This window comes from Pseudomonas halotolerans (genome assembly GCF_039581215.1).
Lineage (GTDB): Bacteria > Pseudomonadota > Gammaproteobacteria > Pseudomonadales > Pseudomonadaceae > Aquipseudomonas > Aquipseudomonas tehranensis.
In genome coordinates this window covers 20182-46984 of sequence record NZ_JBCNTJ010000014.1, presented here as the reverse complement: position 1 = coordinate 46984, position 26803 = coordinate 20182, and the positions used below count along the sequence as shown (strand labels likewise).

At 61.5% G+C, this 26803-nt stretch carries 17 protein-coding genes, 1 other RNA gene and 1 pseudogene; 10 read left to right on the top strand and 9 right to left on the bottom strand.

Annotation, left to right across the window (positions count from 1 at the left end; translation table 11 throughout):
• Positions 1-69: 69 nt before the first annotated feature.
• Complete coding sequence (dacB, locus tag AAIS01_RS18550) at positions 70-1536, bottom strand: D-alanyl-D-alanine carboxypeptidase/D-alanyl-D-alanine endopeptidase (protein WP_343470144.1); 1467 nt, start codon at positions 1534-1536, stop codon at positions 70-72.
• A 231-nt stretch (positions 1537-1767) separates the two neighbouring features.
• Here dacB and AAIS01_RS18545 point away from each other — a divergent pair, with 231 nt between their 5' ends.
• The gene (locus AAIS01_RS18545) at positions 1768-2112 is read left to right on the top strand and encodes a YggL family protein (protein ID WP_047227158.1); all 345 of its coding nucleotides are present in this window, start codon (positions 1768-1770) and stop codon (positions 2110-2112) included.
• A 118-nt stretch (positions 2113-2230) separates the two neighbouring features.
• On the opposite strand, the gene AAIS01_RS18540 is transcribed toward AAIS01_RS18545, so the two are convergent.
• On the bottom strand, positions 2231-3421 hold the full coding sequence (locus tag AAIS01_RS18540) for a benzoate/H(+) symporter BenE family transporter (RefSeq protein ID WP_343470143.1): 1191 nt from the start codon (positions 3419-3421) through the stop codon (positions 2231-2233).
• Between the two features lie 241 nt (positions 3422-3662).
• On the opposite strand from AAIS01_RS18540, the gene AAIS01_RS18535 reads away from it, so the two are divergent.
• A complete protein-coding gene (locus AAIS01_RS18535; protein WP_003183531.1) occupies positions 3663-4427 on the top strand; it encodes a GntR family transcriptional regulator in 765 nt (254 codons plus the stop codon).
• 76 nt (positions 4428-4503) lie between these two features.
• On the opposite strand, the gene guaD is transcribed toward AAIS01_RS18535, so the two are convergent.
• The 4 genes from guaD to xdhA all read right to left on the bottom strand — a co-directional run bounded on the left by guaD (position 4504) and on the right by xdhA (position 10641).
• The gene (guaD, locus tag AAIS01_RS18530) at positions 4504-5808 is read right to left on the bottom strand and encodes a guanine deaminase (protein ID WP_343470142.1); all 1305 of its coding nucleotides are present in this window, start codon (positions 5806-5808) and stop codon (positions 4504-4506) included.
• Positions 5809-5827: 19 nt separating this feature from the next.
• The gene (gene xdhC / locus AAIS01_RS18525) at positions 5828-6670 is read right to left on the bottom strand and encodes a xanthine dehydrogenase accessory protein XdhC (protein ID WP_343470141.1); all 843 of its coding nucleotides are present in this window, start codon (positions 6668-6670) and stop codon (positions 5828-5830) included.
• Between the two features lie 124 nt (positions 6671-6794).
• A complete protein-coding gene (gene xdhB / locus AAIS01_RS18520; protein ID WP_343470140.1) occupies positions 6795-9194 on the bottom strand; it encodes a xanthine dehydrogenase molybdopterin binding subunit in 2400 nt (799 codons plus the stop codon).
• The gene (gene xdhA, locus AAIS01_RS18515) at positions 9187-10641 is read right to left on the bottom strand and encodes a xanthine dehydrogenase small subunit (RefSeq protein WP_343470139.1); all 1455 of its coding nucleotides are present in this window, start codon (positions 10639-10641) and stop codon (positions 9187-9189) included. The genes xdhB and xdhA overlap by 8 nt, the downstream gene beginning before the upstream one ends.
• 382 nt (positions 10642-11023) lie before the next feature.
• On the opposite strand from xdhA, the gene AAIS01_RS18510 reads away from it, so the two are divergent.
• The 4 genes from AAIS01_RS18510 (at position 11024) to ligA (ending at position 18823) form a co-directional block, all read left to right on the top strand.
• Entirely contained in the window at positions 11024-11683 is a 660-nt protein-coding gene (locus AAIS01_RS18510; protein WP_343470138.1) for a GntR family transcriptional regulator, read from the top strand.
• A gap of 2 nt (positions 11684-11685) precedes the next feature.
• Complete coding sequence (smc, locus tag AAIS01_RS18505; RefSeq protein WP_343470137.1) at positions 11686-15174, top strand: chromosome segregation protein SMC; 3489 nt, start codon at positions 11686-11688, stop codon at positions 15172-15174.
• A gap of 258 nt (positions 15175-15432) precedes the next feature.
• A complete protein-coding gene (gene zipA, locus AAIS01_RS18500; RefSeq protein WP_214912954.1) occupies positions 15433-16275 on the top strand; it encodes a cell division protein ZipA in 843 nt (280 codons plus the stop codon).
• A gap of 190 nt (positions 16276-16465) precedes the next feature.
• On the top strand, positions 16466-18823 hold the full coding sequence (gene ligA, locus AAIS01_RS18495) for an NAD-dependent DNA ligase LigA (RefSeq protein ID WP_343470135.1): 2358 nt from the start codon (positions 16466-16468) through the stop codon (positions 18821-18823).
• A gap of 260 nt (positions 18824-19083) precedes the next feature.
• Here the strand turns inward: ligA and AAIS01_RS18490 are convergent.
• A pseudogene (locus tag AAIS01_RS18490) lies at positions 19084-19444 on the bottom strand (DUF6124 family protein).
• Positions 19445-19868: 424 nt separating this feature from the next.
• Here AAIS01_RS18490 and AAIS01_RS18485 point away from each other — a divergent pair.
• Together AAIS01_RS18485 and ffs are read left to right on the top strand one after the other, a co-directional pair.
• Positions 19869-21029 carry a zinc-binding metallopeptidase family protein gene (locus AAIS01_RS18485; RefSeq protein ID WP_343470133.1) on the top strand — a complete coding sequence of 387 codons (1161 nt, stop codon included), beginning with the start codon at positions 19869-19871 and terminating at the stop codon, positions 21027-21029.
• 147 nt (positions 21030-21176) lie between these two features.
• Positions 21177-21273, top strand: an RNA gene (gene ffs / locus AAIS01_RS18480) — signal recognition particle sRNA small type.
• Positions 21274-21457: 184 nt separating this feature from the next.
• On the opposite strand, the gene AAIS01_RS18475 is transcribed toward ffs, so the two are convergent.
• Positions 21458-21772 carry a helix-turn-helix domain-containing protein gene (locus AAIS01_RS18475; protein WP_343470132.1) on the bottom strand — a complete coding sequence of 105 codons (315 nt, stop codon included), beginning with the start codon at positions 21770-21772 and terminating at the stop codon, positions 21458-21460.
• 338 nt (positions 21773-22110) lie between these two features.
• On the opposite strand from AAIS01_RS18475, the gene AAIS01_RS18470 reads away from it, so the two are divergent.
• Positions 22111-23853 carry a putative bifunctional diguanylate cyclase/phosphodiesterase gene (locus AAIS01_RS18470; protein ID WP_343470131.1) on the top strand — a complete coding sequence of 581 codons (1743 nt, stop codon included), beginning with the start codon at positions 22111-22113 and terminating at the stop codon, positions 23851-23853.
• Here AAIS01_RS18470 and AAIS01_RS18465 read toward each other — a convergent pair.
• Positions 23805-24572: a substrate-binding periplasmic protein gene (locus AAIS01_RS18465; RefSeq protein WP_343470130.1), complete on the bottom strand. Its 768-nt coding sequence runs from the start codon at positions 24570-24572 to the stop codon at positions 23805-23807. The two genes, AAIS01_RS18470 and AAIS01_RS18465, sit on opposite strands and share 49 nt — an antisense overlap.
• A 142-nt stretch (positions 24573-24714) precedes the next feature.
• On the opposite strand from AAIS01_RS18465, the gene dnaX reads away from it, so the two are divergent.
• A complete protein-coding gene (gene dnaX, locus AAIS01_RS18460) occupies positions 24715-26781 on the top strand; it encodes a DNA polymerase III subunit gamma/tau (RefSeq protein WP_343470129.1) in 2067 nt (688 codons plus the stop codon).
• Positions 26782-26803: the final 22 nt, after the last annotated feature.

Sequence of the window (26803 nt, the reverse complement as noted above, 5' to 3'; positions counted from 1 at the left end):
CAGAGGTTGAATGTGATACCGCCTTCGCGAGCAAGCCCGCTCCCACAGGCGCATGCCTTGTGCCTCGGTTTAGAGCACCGAAGCTGTCTGCGGCAGTTTCGGCTGGCGGTACAGGTCCAGCAGCACCTGATCCAGCACTGACGAAGCGCCCCATGGCCGCGGGTCGTTGAGGATCGCCACCACGGCCCAGGTGTTGCCGTTGATGTCACGGCTGTAGCCTGCGATGGCGCGAACGGTGTTCAGGGTACCGGTCTTGACGTGGGCTTCGCCGGCCATGGCGGTGGTCTTGAGGCGTTTGCGCATGGTGCCGTCCGTGCCGGCGATAGGCATCGAACTGATGAATTCGGCGGAGTACGGGCTGCGCCACGCGGCTTGCAGCATCGCGGCCATTTCCCGGGCACTCACCCTTTCGGCGCGGGACAGGCCGGAGCCGTTCTCCATGACCAGGTGCGGCGCGGTGATGCCTTTCCTCGCCAGCCATTGGCGCACCACCCGTTGTGCCGCCTTGGCGTCGTCACCGTCGGCTTCGTTGCGAAATTCTGCGCCCAGGCTCAGGAACAACTGCTGGGCCATGGTGTTGTTACTGTATTTGTTGATGTCGCGAATGATCTCCGCCAGGTCCGGCGAGAATGCCCGGGCCAGCACTTTGGCGCTTTTCGGAGTCGCCGCCAGACGGTCCTTGCCCTGGATGCTGCCGCCCAGCTCCTTCCAGATCGCCCGCACCGCTCCGGCGGTGTAGGTCGGGTGGTCCAGCAGCGCCAGGTAAGTCTGGGAACTGCAACCGTCACCGAGCTGACCACCAACGGTCACGGTCACGCTGCCGTCCGCCTGGGGCACCGGGTTGTAGCGCACGCCACCCGTGCATTGCTTGGAGTTGAGTGCCTTGACCTGGTTTTCGATGCGAATGCTGGCGATCGGTGGCTCCACCGACACCAGCACCCGGCCGGCGTCATTGCGGGCCACAAAACGCAAGGCCTTGAGGTTGACCAGCAGGGAATCGGGCTTGACCAGGAACGGTTTGTTTTTGTCGTTGCCGTCGTCGTTGAATTCAGGCAACTGCGGTTTGACGAAGAAACCGCGGTCCAGCACCAGGTCACCGGTCACCTGTTGCACGCCATTGGCCCGCAGGTCGCGCATCAGCAGCCAGAGCTTTTCCATGTTCAGCTTGGGATCGCCGCCGCCCTTGAGGTACAGGTTACCGTTGAGAATCCCGCCGCTGAGAGTGCCGTCGGTGTAGAACTCGGTCTTCCACTGGTGATTGGGCCCCAGCATCTCCAGGGCGGCATAGGTGGTCACCAGTTTCATGGTGGAGGCCGGGTTTACCGAGACGTCGGCGTTGTACAGGGTCGGGGTGCCAGGGCCGTTGAGCGGGATCATCACCAGGGACAAGGCGTTGTTTTGCAGCTTGCTGTTCTTGAGGGCCTTTTGCACATTGGGCGTCAGGGCCGTATTGATGGTGGCGGCGCTGGTGGGCGCGGGCAGGGCCAGGGGAAGAAGAAGGCCGGCCAAAAGCAGTGGACGCAACGATTTGATCATTTGAAATAAAACCCTACGGGCGAGGGGGAAAAAACGAGGACATGAAAATGAACGCCCTCAACGTCATGAAAGTGTCCGCATTATGCCCCAAGGTGCAACCGCTTGTGCCGTGCCTGAGCCCTTCGGGGCGCTATTTTTTACCGACGGTAGGCCCACACACCCGATCAGGCGGGCAAACGGTGCACCAAACTGGTAGAGTGCCGGCCGTTATTACTTATGAGGATTGTTCCAATGGCGACTAACCGTTCCCAGCGTCTGCGCAAAAAACTGTGCGTGGATGAATTTCAAGAGCTGGGTTTCGAACTGAACCTGGATTTCAAAGAAGATCTGGCCGATGAGGCCGTTGACGCTTTCCTCGACGCTTTCCTGAAAGAAGCCATGGAAGCCAATGGCTTGGGCTATGTTGGCGGCGACGACTACGGTCTGGTTTGCCTGCAGAAGCGTGGCTCGGTGTCCGAAGAGCAGCGTGCGGCCGTTGAAGCCTGGCTCAAGGCGCGTCCTGAGCTGACCAGCGTTGAAGTCAGCCCGCTGATGGACGTCTGGTACCCGGAAAAGCCGATCAATCCGGTCGCTTGATGGTTTGAGCCGGCAGCCCGTTCCTCGGGTTGCCGGTCAAAAAGATCGCAGCCTTCGGCAGCTCCTACAGGATGTACGCATTCCAATGTAGGCGCTGCCGAAGGCTGCGATCTTTTTTTTAGGCATTGCGCCAGTTCAGAATCACTAAGGTCAACACCCCCGCCACAATCCCCCAGAACGCCGAGCCGATGGAAAACAGCGTCAACCCCGATGCCGTGACCATGAAGGTGATCAGCGCCGCTTCCCGTTCCCGGGCTTCGCTCATGGCGATGCTCAAGCCATTGATGATTGAGCCGAACAGGGCCAGCGCCGCGATGGACAGCACCAGTTCCTTGGGCAGCGCCGCGAACAATGCTGCCAGTGTCGCGCCGAACACTCCGGCAATCCCGTAGAAAATCCCGCACCAGACCGCCGCTGTGTAGCGCTTATTACGATCCTCATGGGCGTGGGGACCGGTGCAGATGGCCGCGCTGATGGCCGCCAGGTTGATGCCGTGGGAGCCGAACGGCGCCAGCAGCAGCGAGGCGATGCCCGTGCTGGTGATCAGTGGCGAGGCCGGCACGTTGTAGCCGTCTGCCCGCAGCACGGCGATGCCCGGCATGTTTTGCGAGGTCATCGCCACTACGAACAATGGAATGCCGATGCTGATGGTGGCCGCCAGTGAGAAGTGCGGCGTGGTCCATACCGGCGTGGCGACTTCCAAGGCAAAGCCGCTGAAGTCCAGGAGTCCCATCAAACCAGACAGCGCTGTACCGATCAGCAACGCCGCCAGCACCGCGTAGCGCGGCGACAGGCGCTTGACGATTAAGTAGGTGAAAAACATCCCCAGCACCAGGCCGGTTCGATGCTGGGCGGCGACGAAAATCTCGCTGCCGATCTTGAACAGGATCCCCGCCAGCAACGCCGCCGCCAGCGAGGCCGGAATGCGCTTGACCAGACGCTCAAAGCTGCCGGTCAAGCCACAGATCGTCACCAGTACCGCGCAGGTGATGTAGGCGCCGATGGCCTCGCCATAACTGACCCCGCCCAGACTGGTGATCAGCAGCGCCGCGCCGGGTGTCGACCAGGCGATGGTGATCGGTGTGCGATACCGCAACGACAGGCCAATGGAGCACACGGCCATGCCGATGGAAATCGCCCAGATCCACGAAGAAATCTGCCCGCTGGTCAGCCCTGCCGCCTGCCCGGCCTGGAACATCAGCACCAGGGAACTGGTGTAACCGGTCATCATCGCGATGAACCCGGCGACGATGGCCGAGGGCGACGTATCGGCCAGCGGGCGAAGTGGCGTGGTCGTGACTTCGGTCATGGTGGGCGGTGGTCCTTGTTGTAAATTACAGGAGGGCTGGGGCCACAGATTAGGGGTTTAAGCCTAAACTCAACCCCGTTGCCGATTGCAATACAGCCACGTCCGCAAACAGCCGTACAGTCGTGTTGCCATCAGAGGTTGTGTACAATCGCCGTATTATTTACGTGATACTTGTCAGCGACCCGCTGAGGCGTATTACAGTCACGGTCAATTCGCCGCAGTTCTCCCGACTCGAGTGCCCATGAACGAACAGTTGCAACCCCTCAAGAAACAACCGCGAGCAGGCAAAGCCGGCCGCAGCGGAACCCAGGACGATATTGTCTATGCGCATATCTTCGAGGCCATCCTCGAGCAGCGCCTGGCGCCCGGTACAAAGTTGAGCGAAGAGGCGTTGGGAGAGATTTTCGGGGTCAGCCGCACCATCATTCGCCGTGCGCTGTCGCGTCTGGCCCACGAAGGTGTGGTGCTGTTGCGGCCCAATCGTGGCGCCGTGGTGGCCAGTCCGAGTGTCGAAGAGGCCCGCCAGGTATTCATGGCCCGGCGTCTGGTGGAGCGGGCAATCACCGAGCTGGCGGTGCAGCACGCTACCGCCGAACAGCTTGCCGAGCTGCGGCAGATGGTCAGCGACGAGCGCGACAGTTTTTCCCGGGGTGACCGTGGCGCCGGCATCCGCCTGTCAGGCGAGTTCCACCTCAAGCTGGCCGAGGCGGCGAAGAATGCCCCGCTGATCAGCTTCCAGCGCAGCCTGGTGTCCCAGACCTCGCTGATCATCGCCCAGTATGAAAGCGGCAACCGCTCCCACTGTTCCTACGACGAACACACCCAATTGATCGACGCCATCGAGGCCCGCGATGCCACCCTGGCGGTGGACCTGATGATGCATCACATGGACCACATCGACAGCAAGCTCAACCTCGACGAAGAAAGCGCATCGGATGATTTGCATGCGGTGTTTTCGCACTTGTTGCAGAGCAAGAAGCCAGGGCGGTCGACGGCCAAGCTTTGATGGGTTGAATCAGGCGTTCCGAGTTGCCTTCATCGCGAGCAGGCTCGCGATTGGCGGTCTGACAGGCGCTAGAAATCTAGCGCTGATGCACCAATCGGCCAGCTGCATAAGTCTGCGCCACCGTCCGGTCATCCCCCAGCGTCATCAACACGAATAACCGCTCGGCAATGTCCCGGGCCTGTTGCAGGCGATAGCTCAGCAGCGGCGTGGCGTTGTAGTCCAACACCAGAAAGTCCGCATCGCTGCCTGGCTGCAAACTCCCGATTTTGTCTTCCAGACGCAAGGCCCGGGCGCCGCCAAGAGTGGCCAGGTACAGCGACTTGAACGGGCTCAGGCGAGCACCCTGCAACTGCATCACCTTGTAGGCTTCGTTCAGGGTTTGCAGCAACGAGAAACTGGTACCGCCACCGACGTCCGTGCCCAATCCCACGTTCACTTTGTGCTTCTCGGCCATTGGCAGATTGAACAGGCCGCTGCCGAGGAAAAAGTTCGAGGTCGGGCAGAATGCGATGGCCGAACCGGTCTGTGCCAGGCGCGCGCATTCGTCGTCACACAGGTGCACGCCGTGGGCGAACACCGAACGCTCGCCCAGCAATTGGTAGTGGTCGTAGACGTCCAGATAGCCTTTGCGCTCTGGAAACAGTTCCTTGACCCATTGCACTTCCTGCAGGTTCTCACTGATGTGCGTCTGCATGTACAGGTCGGGATATTCCCCCAGCAACTGACCCGCCAGGGCCAGTTGTTCCGGCGTGCTGGTCGGCGCAAAACGCGGGGTCACGGCGTAATGCAGGCGGCCCTTGCCATGCCAGCGCTCGATCAGCGCTTTGCTTTCGGTGTAGCTGGATTCGGCGGTGTCGGTCAGGTAGTCCGGGGCGTTCCGATCCATCATCACTTTGCCGGCGATCATCCGCAGGTCGAGTTGCTCGGCCACCTCGAAAAACGAATTAACCGATTGCGGATGCACACTGCCGAACACCAGCGCGGTGGTGGTGCCGTTGCGCAGCAGCTCCTTGACGAAAATATCGGCGACGGCGTCGGCGTGGGCCTTGTCGGCGAACTGGCTTTCGCAGGGGAAGGTGTAGGTGTTGAGCCAGTCCAGCAATTGCTCGCCGTAAGCCCCGACCATGCCGGTTTGCGGCAGGTGGATGTGGGTGTCGATGAAGCCGGGGGTGATCAGCGCGTCCTGGTAATGCGTGATCTCGATGTCGGCCGCCAGGGTCGGCAGCAACTCGCTGGCGTGGCCGATGGCGCTGATCTGGCCGTTTTCCACCACCAGCAGACCGTCTGCAAAATATTCATAGGACGCTTCAATACCGACTTCGGCAGGGTCGGCGAGGCTGTGGAGCAGGGCGGCGCGGTAGGCTTTACGTGTCAGGGGCATGGGAATTCTCAACGATGGTTCAACGGTGCGCCTGGCTGCGGCGCGAGGCCGGCAGCAGCTTGGCAATCGGTTCGGCGCGCGTGGTGTGCTGGCCGAAATCCGCGTTATAGGTGGCGATGATTTCACCGGCGATGGAGATGGCGATTTCCACAGGCAACTTGCCTTTGACGTCGCCGATGCCCATCGGGCAGCGCATGCGTTGCAAGGTGCTGCTGTCGAAGCCGCGCTCACGCAGGCGATGTTCGAACTTGACCCGTTTGGTTTTCGAACCGATCAGGCCGAAGTAGGCGAAGTCGTTGCGCTTGAGGATCGCGGCGCTCAATTCCAGGTCCAGTTGATGGTTATGGGTCATGACGATGCAGTAGCTGCCGGCGGGCAGTTCGTCGATTTCATCCAGCGGCTCTTCACTGACGATCTTGCGCACGCCGTGGGGGAGGTGTTCGGGAAACTCCGCTTCCCGGGAGTCGATCCAGCGCACCTTGCAGGGCAGGCTCGCCAGTAGCGGCACCAGGGCGCGGCCGACATGGCCGGCGCCGAATACGGCAATCTGCGCCTGGACCTGGCCCATGGGTTCGAACAGCAGCACGGTCACGCCGCCGCAGCACTGGCCCAGGCTGGCGCCGAGGCTGAAGCGCTCCAGATGGGTGCTTTGCTGGCCGCTGGCGAGCATCTGCCGGGCGAGCTCCATGGCTTTGTATTCCAGGTGCCCACCGCCGATGGTGTCGAACGTCTGGCTGGCGCTGATCACCATCTTCGAACCGGCATTACGCGGGGTCGAGCCGAGTTCCTCGATGATCGTCACCAGCACGCAGGGTTCACCGCGATCTTGCAGGTCGGCGAGGGCGCTGATCCAGTTGTACATATTTCACCTCAACATCTCTTTTGTCTGTTCTGGCCTCATCGCGAGCAAGCTCGCTCCCACATTGGGGCGGTGTTCACAAATCCCCTGTGGGAGCGAGCTTGCTCGCGATCGGCCGCGCCGCGGTCTAGAGCGAAGCCACTTCGACTTCTGCTTCCTCCGCCTTGGCCACCTTCAATGCCCGCATCTGCTCACACCCCCACAACACCCGCTCCGGGGTCGCCGGCGCATCGATTTTTGGCTGGTGCTGGTAATCCCCCAGGCTCGCCACGGCGTCCTTGATGGCGCACCACGCGGCGATACCAAGCATGAACGGCGGCTCACCCACGGCTTTGGAGTGGAACACGGTGTCTTCCGGGTTCTTGCGGTTTTCCACCAGCTTGACCCGCAGATCCAGCGGCATGTCAGCCACCGCCGGAATCTTGTAGCTGGCCGGGCCGCAGGTCTGTAGCTTGCCTTTGTCGTTCCAGACCAGCTCTTCCATGGTCAGCCAGCCCATGCCCTGGATGAAACCGCCCTCGACCTGGCCGATGTCGATGGCCGGGTTCAGCGAGGCGCCGACGTCGTGGAGGATGTCGGTGCGCAGCATCTTGTATTCACCGGTCAGGGTGTCGACGATCACCTCGGCACACGCCGCGCCGTAGGCGTAGTAGTAGAACGGCCGGCCCCGGGCCTGGCTGCGGTCGTAATAGATTTTCGGGGTCTTGTAGAAACCGGTGCTCGACAGCGAGACCTGGGCGAAATACGCCTGCTGGACCAGCGCCTCGAACGTCAGGATGTGATCGCGCACCCGCACATGGCCGTTGTGGAACGCCACGTCTTCTTCGCTGACCTTGTACTGCCGCGCAGCGAACTCCACCAGGCGTTGCTTGATGGTTTCGGCGGCATTCTGCGCAGCCTTGCCATTGAGGTCGGCACCGCTGGAGGCAGCGGTGGGTGAGGTATTTGGCACCTTGTCGGTGTTGGTTGCGGTGATTTGCACCCGGTCCATTTCCACCTGGAACACCTCGGCCACCACTTGCGCGACTTTGGTGTTCAAGCCCTGGCCCATTTCCGTGCCGCCATGGTTCAGATGGATGCTGCCGTCGGTATAGACGTGAATCAGCGCCCCGGCCTGGTTGAGAAAACTGGCGGTGAACGAAATGCCAAATTTCACCGGGGTCAGCGCCAGGCCTTTTTTCAGCACAGGGCTGTTAGCGTTGTAGCGACGGACCGCTTCGCGGCGTTCGGCATACTGGCTGCTTTGCTCAAGTTCAGCGGTCATCTCCTCGAGCATGTTGTGCTCGACGGTCTGGTAGTAGTGGGTGACGTTGCGCTCGGTCTTGCCGTAGTAGTTGGCCTTGCGCACCGCCAGTGGATCGAGCCCCAGATGCCGGGCAATGGCATCCATCACCTCTTCGATGGCGACCATGCCTTGCGGCCCGCCGAAGCCCCGGTAAGCGGTGTTCGACGCGGTGTTGGTCTTGCAGCGATGGCCGTTGATGGTTGCATCGCCCAGGTAATAGGCGTTGTCGGCATGGAACATCGCCCGGTCCACAATCGAGGCCGACAGGTCCGGCGAGCACCCGCAGTTGCCGGCCAGCTCCAGGGCAATGCCGTGCAGACGTCCGGTGCTGTCGAAGCCGACGTCGTATTCGATGTAGAAAGGGTGGCGCTTGCCGGTCATCAGCATGTCTTCGACCCGGGGCAGGCGCATCTTGGTCGGCTGGCCGGTGAGGTGGGCGATGACCGCGCACAGGCACGCCGGGCTGGCGGCCTGGGTTTCCTTGCCACCGAAGCCGCCGCCCATGCGGCGCATGTCCACCACGACTTTGTTCATCGAAACGTCGAGTACTTCGGCCACCAGTTTCTGTACTTCGGTGGGGTTCTGCGTGGAGCAGTAGACGATCATGCCGCCGTCTTCGGTGGGCATCACCGAGGAAATCTGGGTTTCCAGGTAAAAGTGTTCCTGGCCGCCAATGTGCAGCGAGCCCTGGATGCGATGCTCGGCACTGGCCAGCGCCGCCGCCGAATCACCGCGCTGGTGGGTGTGGCTGTCCAGCACGAAATGCCGCTTGCGCAGGGCCTCGACCACGTCCAGCACCGGTTCCAGGTCTTCGTATTCGATGATGGCCGCCATCGCGGCCTTGCGCGCGGTTTCCAGGTCCTTGGCGGCGACGGCCAGCACCGGTTGGCCGACGAACTGTACGTCATCGATGGCCAGCAGCGGATCGCCGGGCAACAGCGGGCCGATGTCCTTGAGGCCCGGCACGTCTTCATGGGTGATGGCGATGCGCACGCCCTCAAAGGCGTAGCAAGGCGCCGTGTCGATGCGGATGATCCGCGCGTGGGCGCGGTCCGACAGGCGGGCGTAAACGTGCAACTGGTTCGGGAATTCCAGGCGGTCGTCGATGTACTGGGCTTCGCCGGACACGTGCTTGGCGGCGCTGTCATGCTTGACGCTGCGACCCACGCCGGTGGTCAGGTCGCGGGCGAACAGTTCGGCCAGCTCGGCTTGAGTTTTCTCTACGGCGTGATGGTTAGACATAAGCGGTCACCCGAGTCTCGATGTGCGGCGTTTGCAGTTCGATGAAATATTTTCGCAGCAGGTTGCGCGCGCTGAGCAGGCGGTATTCCTTGCTGGCGCGGAAGTCCGACAGCGGTGTGAAGTCCTCGGCCAGGGCGGCGCAAGCCCGTTCGACTGTGCTGTCGTTCCACGGAGCACCGATCAACGCGGCTTCACAATGCTTGGCACGCTTGGGTGTCGCAGCCATGCCGCCGAAGGCCACCCGGGCGTCCTGGACCACGCCATGCTCGATACGCAGGTTGAACGCCGCGCACACAGCGGAAATGTCATCGTCCAGGCGCTTGGAAACCTTGTAGGCGCGGAACGCCTGCTCAGCGCTGGCCCGGGGCACGATGATCTTCTCGATGAATTCGCTTTCCTGGCGGGCGGTGACCCGGTAATCGATGAAATAGTCTTCCAGCGCCAGGGTGCGGCGGGTCTGGCCCTTGCACAACACGATCTGTGCGCCGAGGGCGATCAGCAAGGGCGGCGAGTCGCCAATCGGCGAAGCATTGCCGATGTTGCCGCCCAGGGTGCCCTGGTTGCGGATCTGCAACGAAGCGAAGCGCTGCAGCAGTTCGCCAAAGTCCGGGTATTGCGCCTGCAAGGCCTCGTAGCAGTCGGAGAGTGTGGTGGCAGCGCCGATCTCCAGGCGATCGTCAAAACGCTCGATACGTTTTAGCTCAGCGACGTTGCCGACGTAGATCATCACCGGCAGGGTGCGATGGAACTGGGTGACTTCCAGGGCCAGGTCCGTGCCGCCGGCCAGCAGGCGCGCTTGGGGATAGGCGTCGTAGAGGTCGGCCAGGTCGGCCACTGTCAGCGGCACCAGACAGCGTTTGTCGCCGCTGTTGAGCTCGCCAGTGTCAGTCGGCGCGATGGCCTTGAGCCGAATGATGGTCTCGGCTTCGCGGGCGTCGAACTGGTCCGCTTGCTTGGCGCAGCAGACCTGCTCGGCGGCTGCCAGAATCGGCCGGTAGCCGGTGCAGCGGCACAGATTGCCGGCCAAGGCTTCGTGGGCCTTGTGGGCGTCGGGCTGTTCGCTGTTCTTTTGCAGGGCGAACAGAGACATCACAAAGCCCGGTGTGCAGAAGCCGCATTGCGAACCGTGGCAATCGACCATCGCCTGTTGGACGCTGTGTAATTGGCCTTGGTGTTTGAGGTCTTCGACGCTGATCAGTTGTTTGCCGTGCAGGGACGAGACAAAGGTCAGGCACGAATTGAGGCTGCGATAACGAATGCGTTCACGGCCGTCCTCGTCGGTCTGCAACTCGCCTACGACCACAGTGCAGGCGCCACAGTCGCCGCTGGCGCAGCCTTCTTTGGTACCGGATTTGCCGACGTGTTCGCGCAAATAGTTGAGCACGGTCAGGTTCGGGTCCAGGGCGTGCTCGCTACGGAGTTCCTGGTTGAGTAAAAACTGGATCACGGAAGGCCTCGCAGACTCATTATTGTTGTATCGACTTAGGCTGAATTTATCAGGTCTGACTTTGCGGTCAACGATTTTCTGACTTAAAGGTCAAGAAAATCCGCTTTGTCGATGAGCAACGATCTAGGAACACTGTAGAACCCTGTGGGAGCCGAGCTTGCTCGCGATGACGGCGGTACATTCAGTATGGATGCAAGCTGACAGACCGCTATCGCGAGCAAGCTCGGCTCCCACAGGTTCTTCCACAGATTCTGTTTCAGGATGAGGGCTCAAACTTTTTTGCTTAGATCGTGCCAAAAACCCGCTGCAGGCCCTGCGCCATGACGTATCGAGTGCGCTACACTGCGCCGCTTGTGCAAATCGAAGAGTTTGAAGGACAACCATGACGTTCAAGGCCCCGGACAGCCTCGCTGAGCAAATCGCCCATCACCTGGCCGAGCGCATCATCCGTGGCGAAATGAAGCCGGGCGAGCGCATCCAGGAGCAGAAGGTCACGCTGGCGCTCAACGTCAGTCGCGGCTCGGTCCGTGAGGCTTTGCTGATACTGGAGCGCCGGCATCTGATCGCGATCCTGCCGCGCCGTGGCGCACACGTCACCGAACTGAGCGAACACAAGGTGCGCAGCCTCTGTGCGCTGATGAGCGAGCTGTACATCCTGTTGGGCAATGCGGTTGCCCATGGCTGGCAGGAACAGGCGGACATGGCGCCGTTCCTCGAGATCCAGCAGCGCCTTCAGGACGCCTTCGCGCGCCAGGACATCCGCACCTTCGTCGATGAAAGTTTCAGTGTGATGCGCGCGGCGTACCCCTTTGCCAACAACCCGTATTTGCAGGAAACCGTCGAGAACCTGCAACCGGCCATGAGCCGCGCGTACTTCCTGGCCCTGGACCAGCGCAAGGCCGAGATGAGCGAATTCCTCGACCTGTTCCAGCGCCTGCTGAGCGCCGTGCTGGCCCGTGATTTGCCGCAGATCCGCATCGTGCTGACGGCCTACGCCCAGCGCAGTTGCGATCTGGTGGTTTCTGCCCTGACGGCGGCCTGAACGTGCGGCTCAAGTGCATCAAACTGGCGGGGTTTAAATCCTTCGTCGACCCGACCACGGTGAACTTCCCCAGTAACATGGCGGCGGTGGTCGGGCCCAACGGGTGCGGCAAGTCGAACATCATCGACGCCGTACGCTGGGTGATGGGCGAGAGCTCGGCCAAGAACCTGCGCGGCGAGTCGATGACCGATGTCATCTTCAACGGCTCCACCAGTCGCAAACCGGTGAGCCAGGCGAGCATCGAGCTGGTGTTCGACAATTCCGACGGCACCCTGATCGGCGAGTACGCGGCCTACGCGGAAATCTCCATCCGCCGCAAGGTGACCCGCGACAGCCAAAACAGTTATTTCCTCAACGGCACCAAGTGCCGACGTCGCGACATCACCGATATTTTCCTCGGCACCGGCCTGGGCCCGCGCAGCTACTCGATCATCGAGCAGGGCATGATCTCCAAGCTGATCGAGGCCAAGCCCGAAGACCTGCGCAACTTCATCGAAGAAGCCGCCGGCATCTCCAAATACAAGGAGCGGCGCCGGGAGACCGAAAACCGCATTCGTCGCACTCATGAAAACCTGGCCCGCCTGACCGACCTGCGCGAAGAACTCGAGCGCCAGCTCGAACGCTTGCACCGCCAGGCCGAGGCCGCCAAGAAGTACCAGGAATACAAAGGCGAAGAGCGTCAGCTCAAGGCCCAGCTGTCAGCCTTGCGTTGGCAGGCACTGAACGAGCAGGTGGGCCAGCGCGAGGCGATCATCGGCAATCAGGAGGTCAGCTTCGAAGCCCTGGTGGCCGAGCAGCGCAATGCCGACGCCGCCATCGAGCGTTTGCGCGACGGCCACCACGACCTGTCCGAGCGCTTCAACCTGGTGCAAGGGCGCTTCTATTCGGTGGGTGGCGACATTGCCCGGGTCGAGCAGAGCATCCAGCACGGTCAGCAACGGCTGCGCCAGTTGCAGGATGATTTGAAAGAGGCCGAGCGCGCGCGCCTGGAAACCGAATCCCACCTGGGCCACGACCGCACGTTGCTGCTGACCCTTGGCGAAGAACTGGACCGGCTCACGCCGGAGCAGGAGCTCACCAGCGCGGCGGCCGAAGAGGCTGCCGCCGCCCTGGAAGAAGCCGAGCTGACGATGCATGGCTGGCAGGAGCAGTGGGACAGTTTCAACCTGGCCTCCGCCGAGCCGCGGCGTCAGGCCGAAGTCCAGCAGTCGCGCATCCAGCAGTTGGAAGCCAGCATGGAACGTCTGGCCGAGCGTCAGCGCCGCCTGACGGAAGAGCGCGCATTGCTTGCGGCAGACCCCGAAGACGCGGCAATTGTTGAACTGGGCGAACAACTGGCTGCCAGCGAAGCGACCCTGGAAGACTTGCAAGCCAGTGAAGATGCCCAGGTTGAACGGCTCGAGCAGCTGCGCCAGGCCTTGCAACTGGCCCTGCAGAATCAGCAGCAGGCCCAGGGCGAATTGCAGCGCCTCAATGGCCGTCTGGCTTCGCTGGAGGCTTTGCAGCAAGCCGCGCTGGACCCAGGCACCGGCACCGCCGAATGGCTGCGCGACCAGCATCTGGCCGAGCGTCCACGACTGGCTGAAGGCCTGAAGGTCGATGCCGGCTGGGAGCTGGCGGTGGAAACCGTACTGGGCGCCGATCTGCAAGCGGTGCTGGTGGATGACTTCGCAGGCTTCGATCTGTCGGGCTTCACCCAGGGCGATCTGCGCCTGCTCAGCCCCGCTGGCGATGGCGTGCGGGTGCCGGGCAGCTTGCTGGATAAAGTCGAGGCCCAGGTCGACCTGTCCCCTTGGTTAGGGCAGGTGAAACCGGTGGACAGTCTTGAACAAGCCTTGGCCCTGCGGGGGCAACTGGCGACCGGTGAAAGCCTGATCAGCCGGGACGGCTATTGGGTCGGCCGACATTTTCTGCGGGTGCGCCGGGCCAGCGAAGCCGAGAGCGGCATGCTCGCCCGGGGCCAGGAAATCCAGCACCTGAGTGCCGAGCGCGAAGAGCGTGAAGCGAGCGTCGAAGCCCTGGAAGCCGAATTACAGAATCTGCGGGCGCAACAGCGCCAGCAGGAGAACGGCCGCGAACACTTGCGTCGGCTGTTGCAGGACGAAGCACGCCAGCAGGGCGAACTCAAGGCGCAGTTGTCGGCCGGCAAAGCCAAGGTTGAACAACTGGCCCTGCGCCGCACGCGCTTTGAGGAAGAAATCGCCGAGCTGAGTGAACAGCGGGTGCTGGAGCATGAGCAGGTCGGTGAAGCGCGCTTGCAACTGCAGGAAGCCCTCGATGCCATGGCCGTGGACACCGAGCAGCGCGAGTTGCTGCTGGCTCAGCGCGACGGTCTGCGCGAACGCCTCGACCGGGTGCGTCAGGATGCGCGACAACATAAGGATCACGCCCATCAGTTGGCGGTACGCCTGGGTTCGCTCAAGGCGCAGTACGATTCCACGCGCCAGGCCTTGGAGCGGCTGGAAATGCAGTCCGAGCGCCTGACCGAAAAACGCGAGCAATTGAGCCTGAACCTGGAGGAGGGCGAAGCGCCGCTGGAAGAGTTGCGCCTCAAACTTGAAGAATTGCTCGACAAGCGCATGAGCGTTGATGAAGAGCTCAAGACCGCACAAATTGCCCTGGAAGACGCCGACCGCGAACTGCGCGACGCCGAAAAGCGCCGCAGTCAGGCCGAACAGCAATCCCAACTGATCCGCAGCCAGATGGAACAGCAACGCATGGAATGGCAGGCCCTGACGGTGCGCCGCAAAGCCTTGCAGGACCAGTTGCTCGAAGACGGCTACGACCTCGACGGCGTGCTCGCCACGTTGCTGGCCGGGGCCAACGAGAAAGAGGCTGAAGAAGAGCTGGAACGCATCGCCGCCCGCATTCAGCGTCTGGGCGCCATCAACCTGGCGGCCATCGACGAATATCAGCAGCAGTCCGAGCGCAAGCGCTATCTGGATGCCCAGAACGACGATCTGGTGGAAGCGTTGCAGACCCTGGAAAACGTTATCCGCAAGATCGACAAGGAAACCCGTAATCGCTTCAAGGATACCTTTGATCAGATCAACGGCGGTTTGCAGGCACTTTTCCCGAAAGTTTTCGGTGGCGGCAGCGCTTACTTGGAACTGACGGGCGAAGATTTACTCGATACAGGGGTGACTATCATGGCGCGCCCCCCAGGCAAGAAGAACAGCACCATCCATTTGCTCTCCGGGGGTGAAAAAGCGCTGACGGCACTGGCTCTGGTTTTTGCCATTTTCAAATTGAACCCGGCGCCGTTCTGCATGCTCGACGAGGTGGATGCGCCGCTGGACGATGCTAACGTGGGGCGGTATGCACGGCTGGTAAAAGAGATGTCTGAGACGGTGCAGTTCATCTACATCACCCACAACAAGATCGCCATGGAAATGGCCGACCAGTTGATGGGCGTGACCATGCATGAGCCGGGTTGCTCGCGTCTGGTGGCGGTGGATGTGGAGGAGGCGATGGCGATGGTGGATGCCTGAAACATAGCCCGTAGGGCATCTACTTGGGATGCTGTAGGATTTTTTTGAACCTTGGGCGCGTCATTCAATTCACAGAATGGCGCAAGCCTATTCGACAGACGGTGTAAAGTTATCTTTGGTCGTGCTAGTTTAATGTCAATTTTTCGTATGCGTGGGCAAAACGCCATTCAGAACATAGAGTTGGCGCCACGTTTTAAAGCGGTTTGCACATAGCTAAGCCCCTTATTTTTCAGCATTTTTATAGAGGCACGGGATTACATGGAAATCGGTCTGCGCGAGTGGCTGATCGTCATCGGCATTATTGTCATTGCCGGTATTCTTTTCGACGGCTGGCGGCGCATGCGCGGCGGCAAGGGGAAACTCAAGTTTCGCCTCGACCGCAGCCTGTCGAACCTGCCGGATGACGATGGCAATGCCGAGCTGTTGGGCCCGCCCCGGGTGCTGGATACCCATAAGGAGCCGCAACTGGATGAGCACGACTTGCCATCGATGAGCGCGCCAGTGCGCGAGCCGCGGGAGTCGGGTTCCAAGCGCGGCAAGCGCAACAGCGAGCCGTCCCAGGGCGACCTGAACCTCAATCTTGACCTGGACGGCGGCCCTAGCTTCAGCAGCCGCGACGACTTCCCGGACGAGAGCAAGCCCGTGCGCGGCGACAAGGACCAGGCCCAGGCCGAGGAAGTGCTGGTGATCAGTGTGATCTGCCGCGACCCGGCCGGCTTCAAGGGCCCGGCGCTGTTGCAGAACATCCTGGAAAGCGGCCTGCGTTTTGGCGAGATGGACATTTTTCACCGTCATGAAAGCATGGCCGGCAACGGCGAGGTGCTGTTCTCCATGGCCAACGCTGTCAAGCCTGGCGTGTTCGACCTGGACGACATCGACCACTTCAGCACCCCGGCGGTGAGTTTCTTCCTCGGCTTGCCAGGCCCGCGTCATCCCAAGCAGGCCTTCGACGTGATGGTGGCCGCGGCGCGCAAGCTGTCCCAGGAACTCAATGGTGAGCTCAAGGATGACCAGCGCAGCGTGCTGACCGCCCAGACCATCGAACATTACCGCCAGCGCATCGTCGAATTCGAACGCCGGGCGTTGACCCAGAAACGCTGAGGCCAAAGATCGCAGGCCCTGTAGGAGCTGCCGAAGGCTGCGGTCTTTGGCTTGAGACGCTAGTCCGGGGAAAAAAGGTCGCAGCCTCGTTGCACTCGTCAGCTCCTACAGCTCCTACAGTTCCTACGAGCGATCGAAGTATTGAGAATGAGCAGCCTAGGCTGCTCTTTTGCTTTATGAGAGAACATCCATGACTGCCGTCGAAACCCGCATCCAACAGCTGCGTACCGAGCTGGATCAGCACAATTACCGCTACCACGTCCTCGACGAACCGAGCATCCCGGACGCCGAGTACGATCGCTTGTTCCATGAGCTCAAGGCCCTGGAAGAACAGCATCCTGAACTGGTGACCAGCGATTCCCCGACCCAGCGGGTCGGCAGTGTTGCACTGTCGGCCTTCAGCCAGGTCCGCCACGAAATCCCGATGCTCAGCCTGGGCAACGCTTTCGACGAAACCACGATGCGTGAGTTCGACCGTCGGGTGACCGAAGGCCTCGACCTGCCCATGGGTGACTTGCTGGGCGGCGGCGCGGCGGTGGAGTACAGCTGTGAGCCGAAGCTCGACGGCCTGGCGGTCAGCCTGTTGTACCAGGACGGTCTGCTGGTGCGCGGTGCCACGCGCGGCGACGGCACCACCGGCGAAGACATCAGCGTCAACGTACGCACGGTGCGCAACATTCCCCTCAAGCTGCAGGGCACTGGCTGGCCGCCGGTGCTGGAAGTGCGCGGCGAGGTGTACATGTCAAAGGCCGGCTTCGAGCGTCTCAACGCCACGCAACTGGAGGCGGGGGGCAAGACCTTTGCCAACCCGCGCAACGCGGCCGCGGGCAGCCTGCGTCAGCTGGATTCGAAGATCACCGCCAATCGTCCCTTGGAATTCTGCTGTTATGGCATCGGCCAGGTGACCACGGACATTGCCGACACCCACATCGGCAATCTCAAGCAGCTCAAAGCCTGGGGCCTGCCCATCAGCCGCGAATTGAAACGGGCCCACGGCATCGACGAGTGCCTGGATTACTACCGCGACATCGGCGAGCGGCGTAATGCGCTGCCTTACGAAATCGACGGCGTGGTGTTCAAGGTCAACAGCATCGCCTCCCAGCGCGAACTGGGTTTCCGCGCCCGGGAACCGCGCTGGGCCATCGCCCATAAATTCCCGGCCAGCGAAGAACTCACCGAACTGTTGGACGTCGAGTTCCAGGTCGGCCGCACCGGCGCCGTGACACCCGTTGCACGACTCAAGCCGGTCAAGGTGGCCGGCGTGACCGTGGCCAACGCCACGCTGCACAACATGGACGAAGTGGCGCGCTTGGGCCTGATGATCGGGGACACGGTGATTATCCGACGCGCCGGTGACGTGATTCCGCAAGTGGTGCAAGTCGTCACCGAGCGTCGCCCGGAAAACGCCCGCCCCGTTGAAGTGCCGCAACAATGCCCAGTGTGCGGCTCCCACGTGGAGCGTACGCAACTGATCAAGCGCAGCAAGGGCCGCGAAACCATCAGTGAAGGCGCGGTGTACCGTTGTGTCGGGCGTCTGGCCTGCGGGGCCCAGCTCAAGCAGGCAATCATTCATTTCGTGTCGCGCCGGGCCATGGACATCGAAGGCCTGGGCGAGAAAAGCGTCGAACAGTTGGTGGACGAGGGGCTGGTGGGTTCGCCTGCCGATCTGTATGCCCTGACCTTCGAGCAAGTGGTCGACCTGGAAGGCTTCGCCGAGCTGTCGAGCAGGAACCTGTTGGCGGCCATCGTCGACAGCAAGAAGCCGAGCCTGGCGCGCTTCATCTACGCCCTCGGCATCCCGGACGTGGGTGAGGAAACCGCCAAGGTCCTGGCCCGCTCCCTCGGTTCACTGGAGCGTGTGCAAGCGGCCTTGCCTCACGTGCTCACGTACTTGCCGGACGTCGGCCTGGAAGTGGCCCACGAGATCCACAGCTTCTTCGAAGACCCGCACAATCGCCAGGTGATCAAGGATCTGCTGCGCCATGGCCTGGAGATCCAGGACCAGGGCGAACTGGGCGCCGAGTTCTCCGCCAGCACCACCCTGGGCGGTTTTCTGGACAAACTGAACATCCCTTCGGTCGGGCCGGGCGGGGCGCAGAAACTGGCGGACAAGTTTGGCTCGCTTGAAGCGGTCATGAACGCCGACTGGCTGGACATGCGCCAGGCTCTGCCGGAAAAGCAGGCCAACGCCGTGCGCGAGTTCTTCGCTGTCGCCGCCAACCGCCAACAGGCCGAAGCCGCCGAGAAGCAGTTGCAGGATTTCGGCATGCACTGGCAGAGCGAGAAAAAAGTCGTCGAAGGCCTGCCTGAAGCGGGGCACACCTGGGTACTGACCGGGTCGCTGGAGCTGATGAGCCGCGATGTCGCCAAGGACAAACTGGAAAGCCTGGGGGCCAAGGTGGCCGGTTCCGTGTCGGCGAAAACCCATTGCGTCGTCGCCGGGCCGGGGGCGGGGTCGAAACTGACCAAGGCCAATGAGCTTGGGCTCAAGGTGCTGGATGAAGAGGCGTTTGTGGCGTTTTTGAGTCAGCACGGCATCACGGTTTAGCCGGGAACGTTTGCTCGTGCAGCAAAGGAGCGTTGCCAAGGACGCTCCGCATTCCGCTTTTGGAGATGGGCCCGCACCGTGCGAGCAATTCGCAGGAAACTCGGACCCATTGTGGCGAGGGGATTTATCCCCGCTGGGCTGCGCAGCAGTCCTAAATCTGACATCTCGGTCTGTCTGGTTGATTGAGTTGACAGGGTTGGGGCCGCTGCGCGGCCCAGCGGGGATAAATCCCCTCGCCACAGGGGCATGTGGAGAGTCGGCTAGCGCGGGTCGACGTTATCCAGCGCCCGGTTCGCCAGCAACCTTCCCAGCTCGATCAACTGCGCAATGCCCAGCGCAACATGCCGCCGTGAACCCTCCTGCTCGAACACCAGATCACTGATCATGGCATCGGCCCGAAGCCAGGGTTTCGCTGAGGTTGGCGAGCAGGCACTCGGTGTCGACGCCGTTCACCACGGTGAAGAGTTGGCCAGGTGCGGGATCGGCCTCCGGCTGTTCCGGTTTTGGTTTCAGGTAGAAGTCGAGGGCGCGCTCGGCGGCTTCGTCGAGTTTTTGAGCAGCGGCGGTTTTGTGCGGGGATGTTGGATCGGTGTCCGGTGGGTTGGGGGTTGCTTTGAACATACGATGAAGTTCCATGTGTGTTTAAAGGAGCCATCACCCTCGCTACCAAACGATTGGGTGGCGGCCATACGAAGGTTGGTAGACCGGCCCACATGGAAAACCGGCGCGCCCGAGGGCGCCCTGCGCATGGCCACCATTAGACAAATGCCAAAAAAGACACCGCCAAAGGTGACGCTATGCGTCATGTGGGAGACGGGCTACCAAACCCGATCGCTGATTCGTCAGCGACCCGGAAACGATAAAGCCCGGCCCCTAGGCGCACAAGCCGGCGGATTCTGGCGCAGTTGTAGGCAATGGCGCAAGGCGACGTAGCCCGGTCCGGCAGCGTCCTACACAATGCTCACAATTTTCGGATGATTCGCACGCTTCCGGGAACGATCACGCACAGGGGAGGATCTAGTCTTGCAGGTCCCCGGAGATCACCATGTACCGCTTTTTCGAACAACTGAGCTCCCGCATCACCGCCCCTTTCATGGGCGAGCGCCCGCGCAACAGTAAGGTATGGACGTGTCGCTGCGGCCAGTCCCTGTTTTTTCGCAACAGCCAGTGCCTGGCCTGCTTGGCAGCGCTGGGTTATCAACCCGAGCAAAGCCGGTTGTCGTCCCTGCAACCCGCGGAGCAACCCGGCACCTGGACGCTGGACGCCGATCCGCAAGCCGGGTTGTTCCGCCGTTGCGCCAACCTCGACACCCCGGCGGCCTGCAATTGGCTGCTGCCGGCCAACGGGCACGATACCCTGTGCATCGCCTGCAGCCTGAACCGCACCATTCCCGACCTGTCGATCCCGGAAAACCCCGAACGCTGGTGCAAAGTCGAAACCGCCAAGCGCCGGCTGGTGGCGCAACTGATCACCCTTGGTTTGCCGGTCATTCCAAAAACCGTCAGTGAAAGTGAGGGCCTGGCCTTCGATTTCATCGGCGTCGATCTCGACGGCACGCCTCCAACCACCGGCCACGCCAGCGGATTGGTCACCCTCGACATCAAAGAGGCGGACGATGCCCACCGTGAGCATGTGCGCCAGCAGATGCACGAGCCATATCGCACCTTGCTCGGGCACTTTCGTCATGAAGTGGGGCACTACTATTGGGACCGGTTGATCGCCAACAGCCATTGGCTCGATGCCTTTCGCGAGCAGTTTGGCGACGAGCGAGCCAGTTATACCGAAGCCCTGGAGCGCCACTATCAGCAAGGCGCGCCGCTGGACTGGCAAACCCACTACGTCAGCGCCTACGCGACCATGCATCCCTGGGAAGACTGGGCGGAAACCTGGGCGCATTACCTGCACATGATGGACGCGGTGGACACGGCCCTGGGGTTCGGTATGAGCGCCGGGGACATGGATTTCGACTACCAACCGTTCCCGCCTGAGACCTTGTTCGACCCCGAACATACAGGTGGCGTGGCCTTCCTCTCGTTCGTCAACGCCTGGATCGAACTGGCCGGCATGCTCAACGAACTGTCGCGCAGCATGGGCCAACCGGATTTCTACCCGTTCGTCGTACCGGCCGCGGTGATCACCAAGCTGCATTTCATCCATCTGGTGATTCAGGAGGAGGGCGGTCGGGCTGACCAAGTGTTGCTGTAACCGCTCGACGTGTGGGAGCCCCTTTGTTCTCACAGGCAAGTGCTTGAACATCTTCAGTTTTTTAATCTGGCGCGAACGGTTGTAACTTCTCGTCAGATAGGTACAATGGCGCGGCTCGCCGTCAGGCGGGCGTCGTTATGGTGACCCCATCGGTCCCCCCGCAACGATTACCCGTGAACCTGGTCAGATCCGGAAGGAAGCAGCCACAGCGGGAACATTGTGTGCCGGGGTGTGGCTGGTGGGGTTGCCTCCATAACGCCCAAGCCTTCGTTCGCAAGGTTTTCTAACATTCCATATTTCTTTTATTGACCGAACGATATTTATCGTCGCTTTCTGCTGTCTGGATTCAGAGGGCAGAACTACCGAACACCAAAAAAGAAGCCCGGCCTGTCGCTCATCGACAGGCCGGGCTTCTTTGCATCACCTCATCAGGGCTTCGACAGTGCGTGGTCTACCGCCGCAATCAGCTTCCCCAGATCCTTCGCGGTGGCTCTGTGGATGACGCCAAACAGGTACGCTCGCTGTTCATCCTCGTCGTCCATGTCGGCAAAAAATGCTTTGAGCTGCACATCCAGTTTGTCGGCAAGCAAGACCAAGGCTTCGATGCTCGGGGTGTAGGTGCCGGTTTCGAAGCGGCTGATGGTTTTAGGGTCAAAACCGGTTTTTTCGCCAAGTTCAGCCTGAGTAAGCCCCGCTACTTTGCGATAGCGTCTGATGGCTGGACCCAAACTTGAAATTTGCATCGCTTAATTCCCATTTAGAATCAAGAACTTAACGATAGATTTTTGCATTAGGCAACCGCATGATCCATCACCTTGCTTTGCAAAATGTGATGCGTTTCGTAGAATCGGCCTTTGGCACGGGCATTTGGTGACCTGCTTCAGAAGCCTGGATGTGCGAAAAGAGTGGGCCTTGTGTTTTCTTGTTGTACACAAGGCGACGCTGGGCGCCTTCAGGTAGCACCGCCACGGCCCGCGCTCCAGCGTATCTCAAGGTGTTTGAGCCTAGTTGATTTTTCGCCTGTCCTGGGGCGGTGCAACCGCGCGCGACAAATGAGCCTGACTCATGGATGACTGCTTCGATGGATAAGAAGTACCGCAGAGCCGTTGACGCCGCCGCGATTTTTTCTGAAACCGATCTGAGCGGGCGCATTACCTACGTCAATGACCAATTCTGTAAGCTTTTTGGCTACCCGCGCGACGAGCTGCTGGGGCAGAATCATCGCCTGATCAACTCAGGCCAGCACCCTGGCGAGTTCTTCAGTGCCATGTGGCGCACCATCGCCCTGGGGCAGGTCTGGAAGGGCGAAATCTGCAACCGGGCCAAGGACGGTACGCTGCATTGGGTCGATACCACCCTGGTGCCGGTGATCGACGATGCGACCGGGCAGATCGAGCGCTACCTGGCGATTCGTTTTGATGTCAGCGAGAAGCGTCAGTTGTTGCATTCGTTGCAATGGCGGGTCGGTCACGATGTGTTGACCGGACTGCCCAACCGCACCTACCTGTCCGATCTGCTGGACCAGGCCCTGGACTTCTCCAGGGCGCAGAGCTTGCCCCTGGCGGTGTGCATGCTTGACCTGGACGGCTTCAAGGCCGTGAACGATGGTCACGGCCATGCCAGTGGTGACCAGTTGCTGGTGGAGGTCGCCAGGCGTTTGCGCAGCATCGTGCGCGGTGAGGATGTGGTGGCGCGGTTGGCTGGCGATGAATTTGTGCTGGTGCTGCGCCATGTGCGCGGGCTTGATGAATTGCATGCCGCATTGAACCGGGTGCTGGTTGCCGTCTCCCTGCCATACACCATCGATGGCAAAGGCATCAAGGTTTTCGCCAGCATTGGCGTCACCCTGTTTCCCGCTGACAATGAAGACGCCGATACCTTGTTGCGCCACGCCGACCAGGCGATGTACGTGGCCAAGCAGAGCGGCCGCAATCGCTTTCATTTGTTCGACGTGTCCCGGGACCAGGAGGTGCGGGCCACTTATCAGACCGTCGAGCGAATCCGGCAGGCCATGGCCGGCAACGAGTTGCGGCTGCATTTCCAGCCCAAGGTCAACATGCGCCATGGCACGGTAGTGGGGCTCGAAGCGCTGCTGCGCTGGAAACATCCACAACGAGGCTTGGTGCCGCCCCGGGAGTTCCTGCCGCTGGTGGAGGAGACCGACCTGATCGTCGAGATCGGTGAGTGGGTCATGGAGCAGGTGCTGATTCAGTTGCAGCAATGGCAGCAGGCGGGGCAAGTCTGGCCGGTGAGTATCAATATCTCGGCGCGGCATTTTCAGCGTGCGGATTTCGTCGAGCGATTGCGGCAGGTCCTGCAACGGCATCCGGCGGTGTCGCCGCGTATGCTGGATCTGCAGATCGTTGAATCCGTCGCGGTGGAAAACCTTGCCCACGTCAGTGCCTGCCTCCAGGCGTGCCAGGCCTTGGGTGTGGGCTTTTCCCTGGGCGGTTTCGGCACGGGATACTGTTCGCTCAACGACCTCAAGCATTTACGCACGCAGACCATCAAGATCGACAAAACCTTTGTCCGCGACATACTCAATGACCGGGATGATCTGGCGCTGACCGAAGCGGTCATCGGTTTGGCCAGGGCGTTTGGTCGTCAGGTGGTGGCGGAGGGGCTGGACAGCCTGGAGCATGGTCAATTGCTGCTGCGCCTGGGCTGCGAAGTGGCCCAAGGTTATTTTATCGCCCGGCCCATGCCACCCGGCCAGGTACCTGATTGGGTGAGCGGATTTGCTTCGCCGCCGCAATGGCAGCATCAGCCGGACGTTCAGGGCGAATCGGATCCGGCCTCCGGCGACTCTTTATGTCCGGTGTAGGACCGGATGATCACGTCGATTTCCCCTGACGTTTTCATGGTCAATAAAGTACGCAGAATGCGTTGTGCCGGAATGTTTGGATCATCGCGCACATAGCAGCCCAGCACGCGCTCCTGGAGAACAGCCACGGCACGCAGTTGCCGGTCCGGGGGATGCTGTTGATTGAACCAGTCCAGCGCCCATTGATTGCTCACCGCGTAGCGATAACGACCGGCCAGAAGTTTTGCCAGGACTTGTTCCTGGCTGCGTGCATCGTCACGCCGCAGATGCCCGCCGTCGAATAGCGGCTGCAAGGTCGGGTAGGCATAACTGAGCACGGTCCCGATAGGCTGGTGGGGCAGGGTGGCGGGTGTCACCACCTTGGGGGCGCTGGCCGTGCCCACCAGTACGTCGCGTTGGAAAAACAGCGGGACGCTCCACAGGTAATCGCCACCCGTATCCTTTACCCAGTCGGGGATGACATAACACCGTACGTCGACTTCGTCGTGTTTCATGGCATTGTCCAGGCGAGCGCGGGCCAGCACATGAAACTGCGCCGGCCTCCCCACCTTGGCCGCCAGGCGCGTCATTACGTCGGGGATGATGCCCTGGATCGGGCGACCGTCTTCAGTCTGGAGCATGGGCATGGCCCAGCTATCGGTAATGGCGAAACGCAACGGAATTTCGCCTGCAAAACACCCTGAACCTATTAGCAGCAAAGCCCCCATGGCCGAACGCATAAACTCTCCTGATGGTGCAAAATCCTGCCGACAACCGGGCTCTGACCCAAGCTTAGACAGATTAGACGAGCACACCGGATGCAATTTCGCCCCTGCTCCGCTAGCATTAGCCGCTTCTGCTTTCCAGTGGCGATGGTTTTCGATGAGTTATCAGGTTCTTGCACGTAAATGGCGTCCGCGCTCGTTCCGCGAAATGGTCGGCCAGACCCATGTGCTCAAGGCTCTGATCAATGCCTTGGACAGCCAGCGGTTGCATCACGCCTACCTGTTCACCGGCACGCGCGGCGTTGGCAAGACGACTATCGCGCGGATCATCGCCAAGTGCCTGAACTGTGAAACCGGCATTACCTCGACGCCGTGTGGCGAGTGTTCGGTATGCCGGGAAATCGACGAAGGCCGTTTTGTCGACCTGATCGAGATCGACGCCGCCAGCCGCACCAAGGTCGAAGACACCCGTGAGTTGCTCGACAACGTGCAGTACGCACCCAGCCGTGGGCGCTTCAAGGTCTACCTGATCGACGAAGTGCACATGCTGTCCAGCCATTCCTTCAATGCGCTGCTCAAGACCCTCGAGGAGCCGCCGCCCTACGTCAAGTTCATTCTGGCGACCACCGACCCGCAGAAGCTTCCTGCAACCATTTTGTCCCGCTGCCTGCAGTTCTCTCTCAAGAACATGACGCCGGAGCGGGTCGTCGAGCATTTGACCCACGTATTGGGTGTCGAGAACGTACCGTTCGAAGACGATGCGCTGTGGCTGCTGGGGCGCGCCGCCGATGGTTCGATGCGTGACGCCATGAGCCTGACCGACCAGGCCATTGCCTTTGGTGAAGGCAAGGTCATGGCCGCCGATGTGCGGGCCATGCTTGGCACTCTCGACCACGGCCAGGTCTACGACGTGTTGCATGCGCTGATCGAAGGTGACGCCAAGGCGTTGCTCGAAGCAGTGCGTCACCTGGCTGAGCAGGGGCCGGACTGGAATGGCGTGCTCTCGGAAATTCTCAACGTATTGCACCGTGTCGCCATTGCCCAGGCCTTGCCCGAGGGGGTCGATAACGGTCATGGTGACCGTGACCGCGTGCTGGCCCTGGCTCAGGCACTGCCGGCCGAAGACGTGCAGTTCTATTACCAGATGGGGCTGATCGGCCGTCGTGACCTGCCCCTGGCGCCGGATCCGCGCGGCGGTTTCGAAATGGTGCTGCTGCGAATGCTCGCGTTCCGGCCGGCCGACACGGAAAACGCCCCGAGGCAACCGCTAAAGCCAGTGGGGATCAGCCAGGCCACAGCTGATTCCGCCAAGCCAGTGGCTGCCGCGCCCGTCGTTGCGCCGGCAGTGGTCTCTGTCCCGGCAGCGGTGGCGCAACCGGCCCCCGTGCCTGTCGTCGCGGCGCCTGAACCCGAGCCTGAGCCGGTCGTCGAGGCCTTGCCGCAGCCGGTCGCTGAAGCAGTGGTCGACCTGCCTTGGAACGATCCGGTCGAGGCCCAGGTCGTCCAGCAGCCCGCCGTGGAGCCGGTGCTGGAAACCGTCGCTGAGCAACCCGAGCTGCCGCCGATGCCCATGCCCACGCCCGACAGCGTGGTACCCGACGCACCCGAGTGGGTGGCTGCACCGGTGCCTGAGCCCACGGTGGCGGACGTTGATGTCGCCACGCCGGGCATGGACCTGGATGATGAGCCGCCACTGGACGAGGATTACATCGAGCCGGACATGGATTCGGCCTACAGCTATCTGGACGAGCTGGCCAGCGAACATACCGCGGAGCCGGCCCCGGAGCCCGAGCCTGAACCGGCGGCGATGCCGGCCACCGGGCTGGCCCTGCAATGGCTGGAGCTGTTCCCGAAACTGCCGATTACCGGCATGACCGGCAGTATTGCCGCCAACTGCACGCTGATCTCCGTAGAGGGCGACCACTGGCTGCTGCACCTGGACCCGGCCCACAGTGCGTTGTTCAACGCCACGCAGCAGCGCCGTCTCAACGATGCGCTGAACCAGTATCACCAGCGCACCCTGACGCTGAGCATCGAGCTGATCAAGCCTGAGCAGGAGACGCCGGCCCAGGCTGCGTCCCGCCGCCGTGCCGACCGTCAGCGCGAAGCCGAGGAGTCGATCCACAGTGATCCGTTCATCCAGCAAATGATGCAACAGTTCGGCGCCGTGGTCCGTCACGATACTATCGAACCTGTCGAGGCCCCGGTGACCCAGGGCTCATAACTGAAAGCGCCAGGCCGAACGG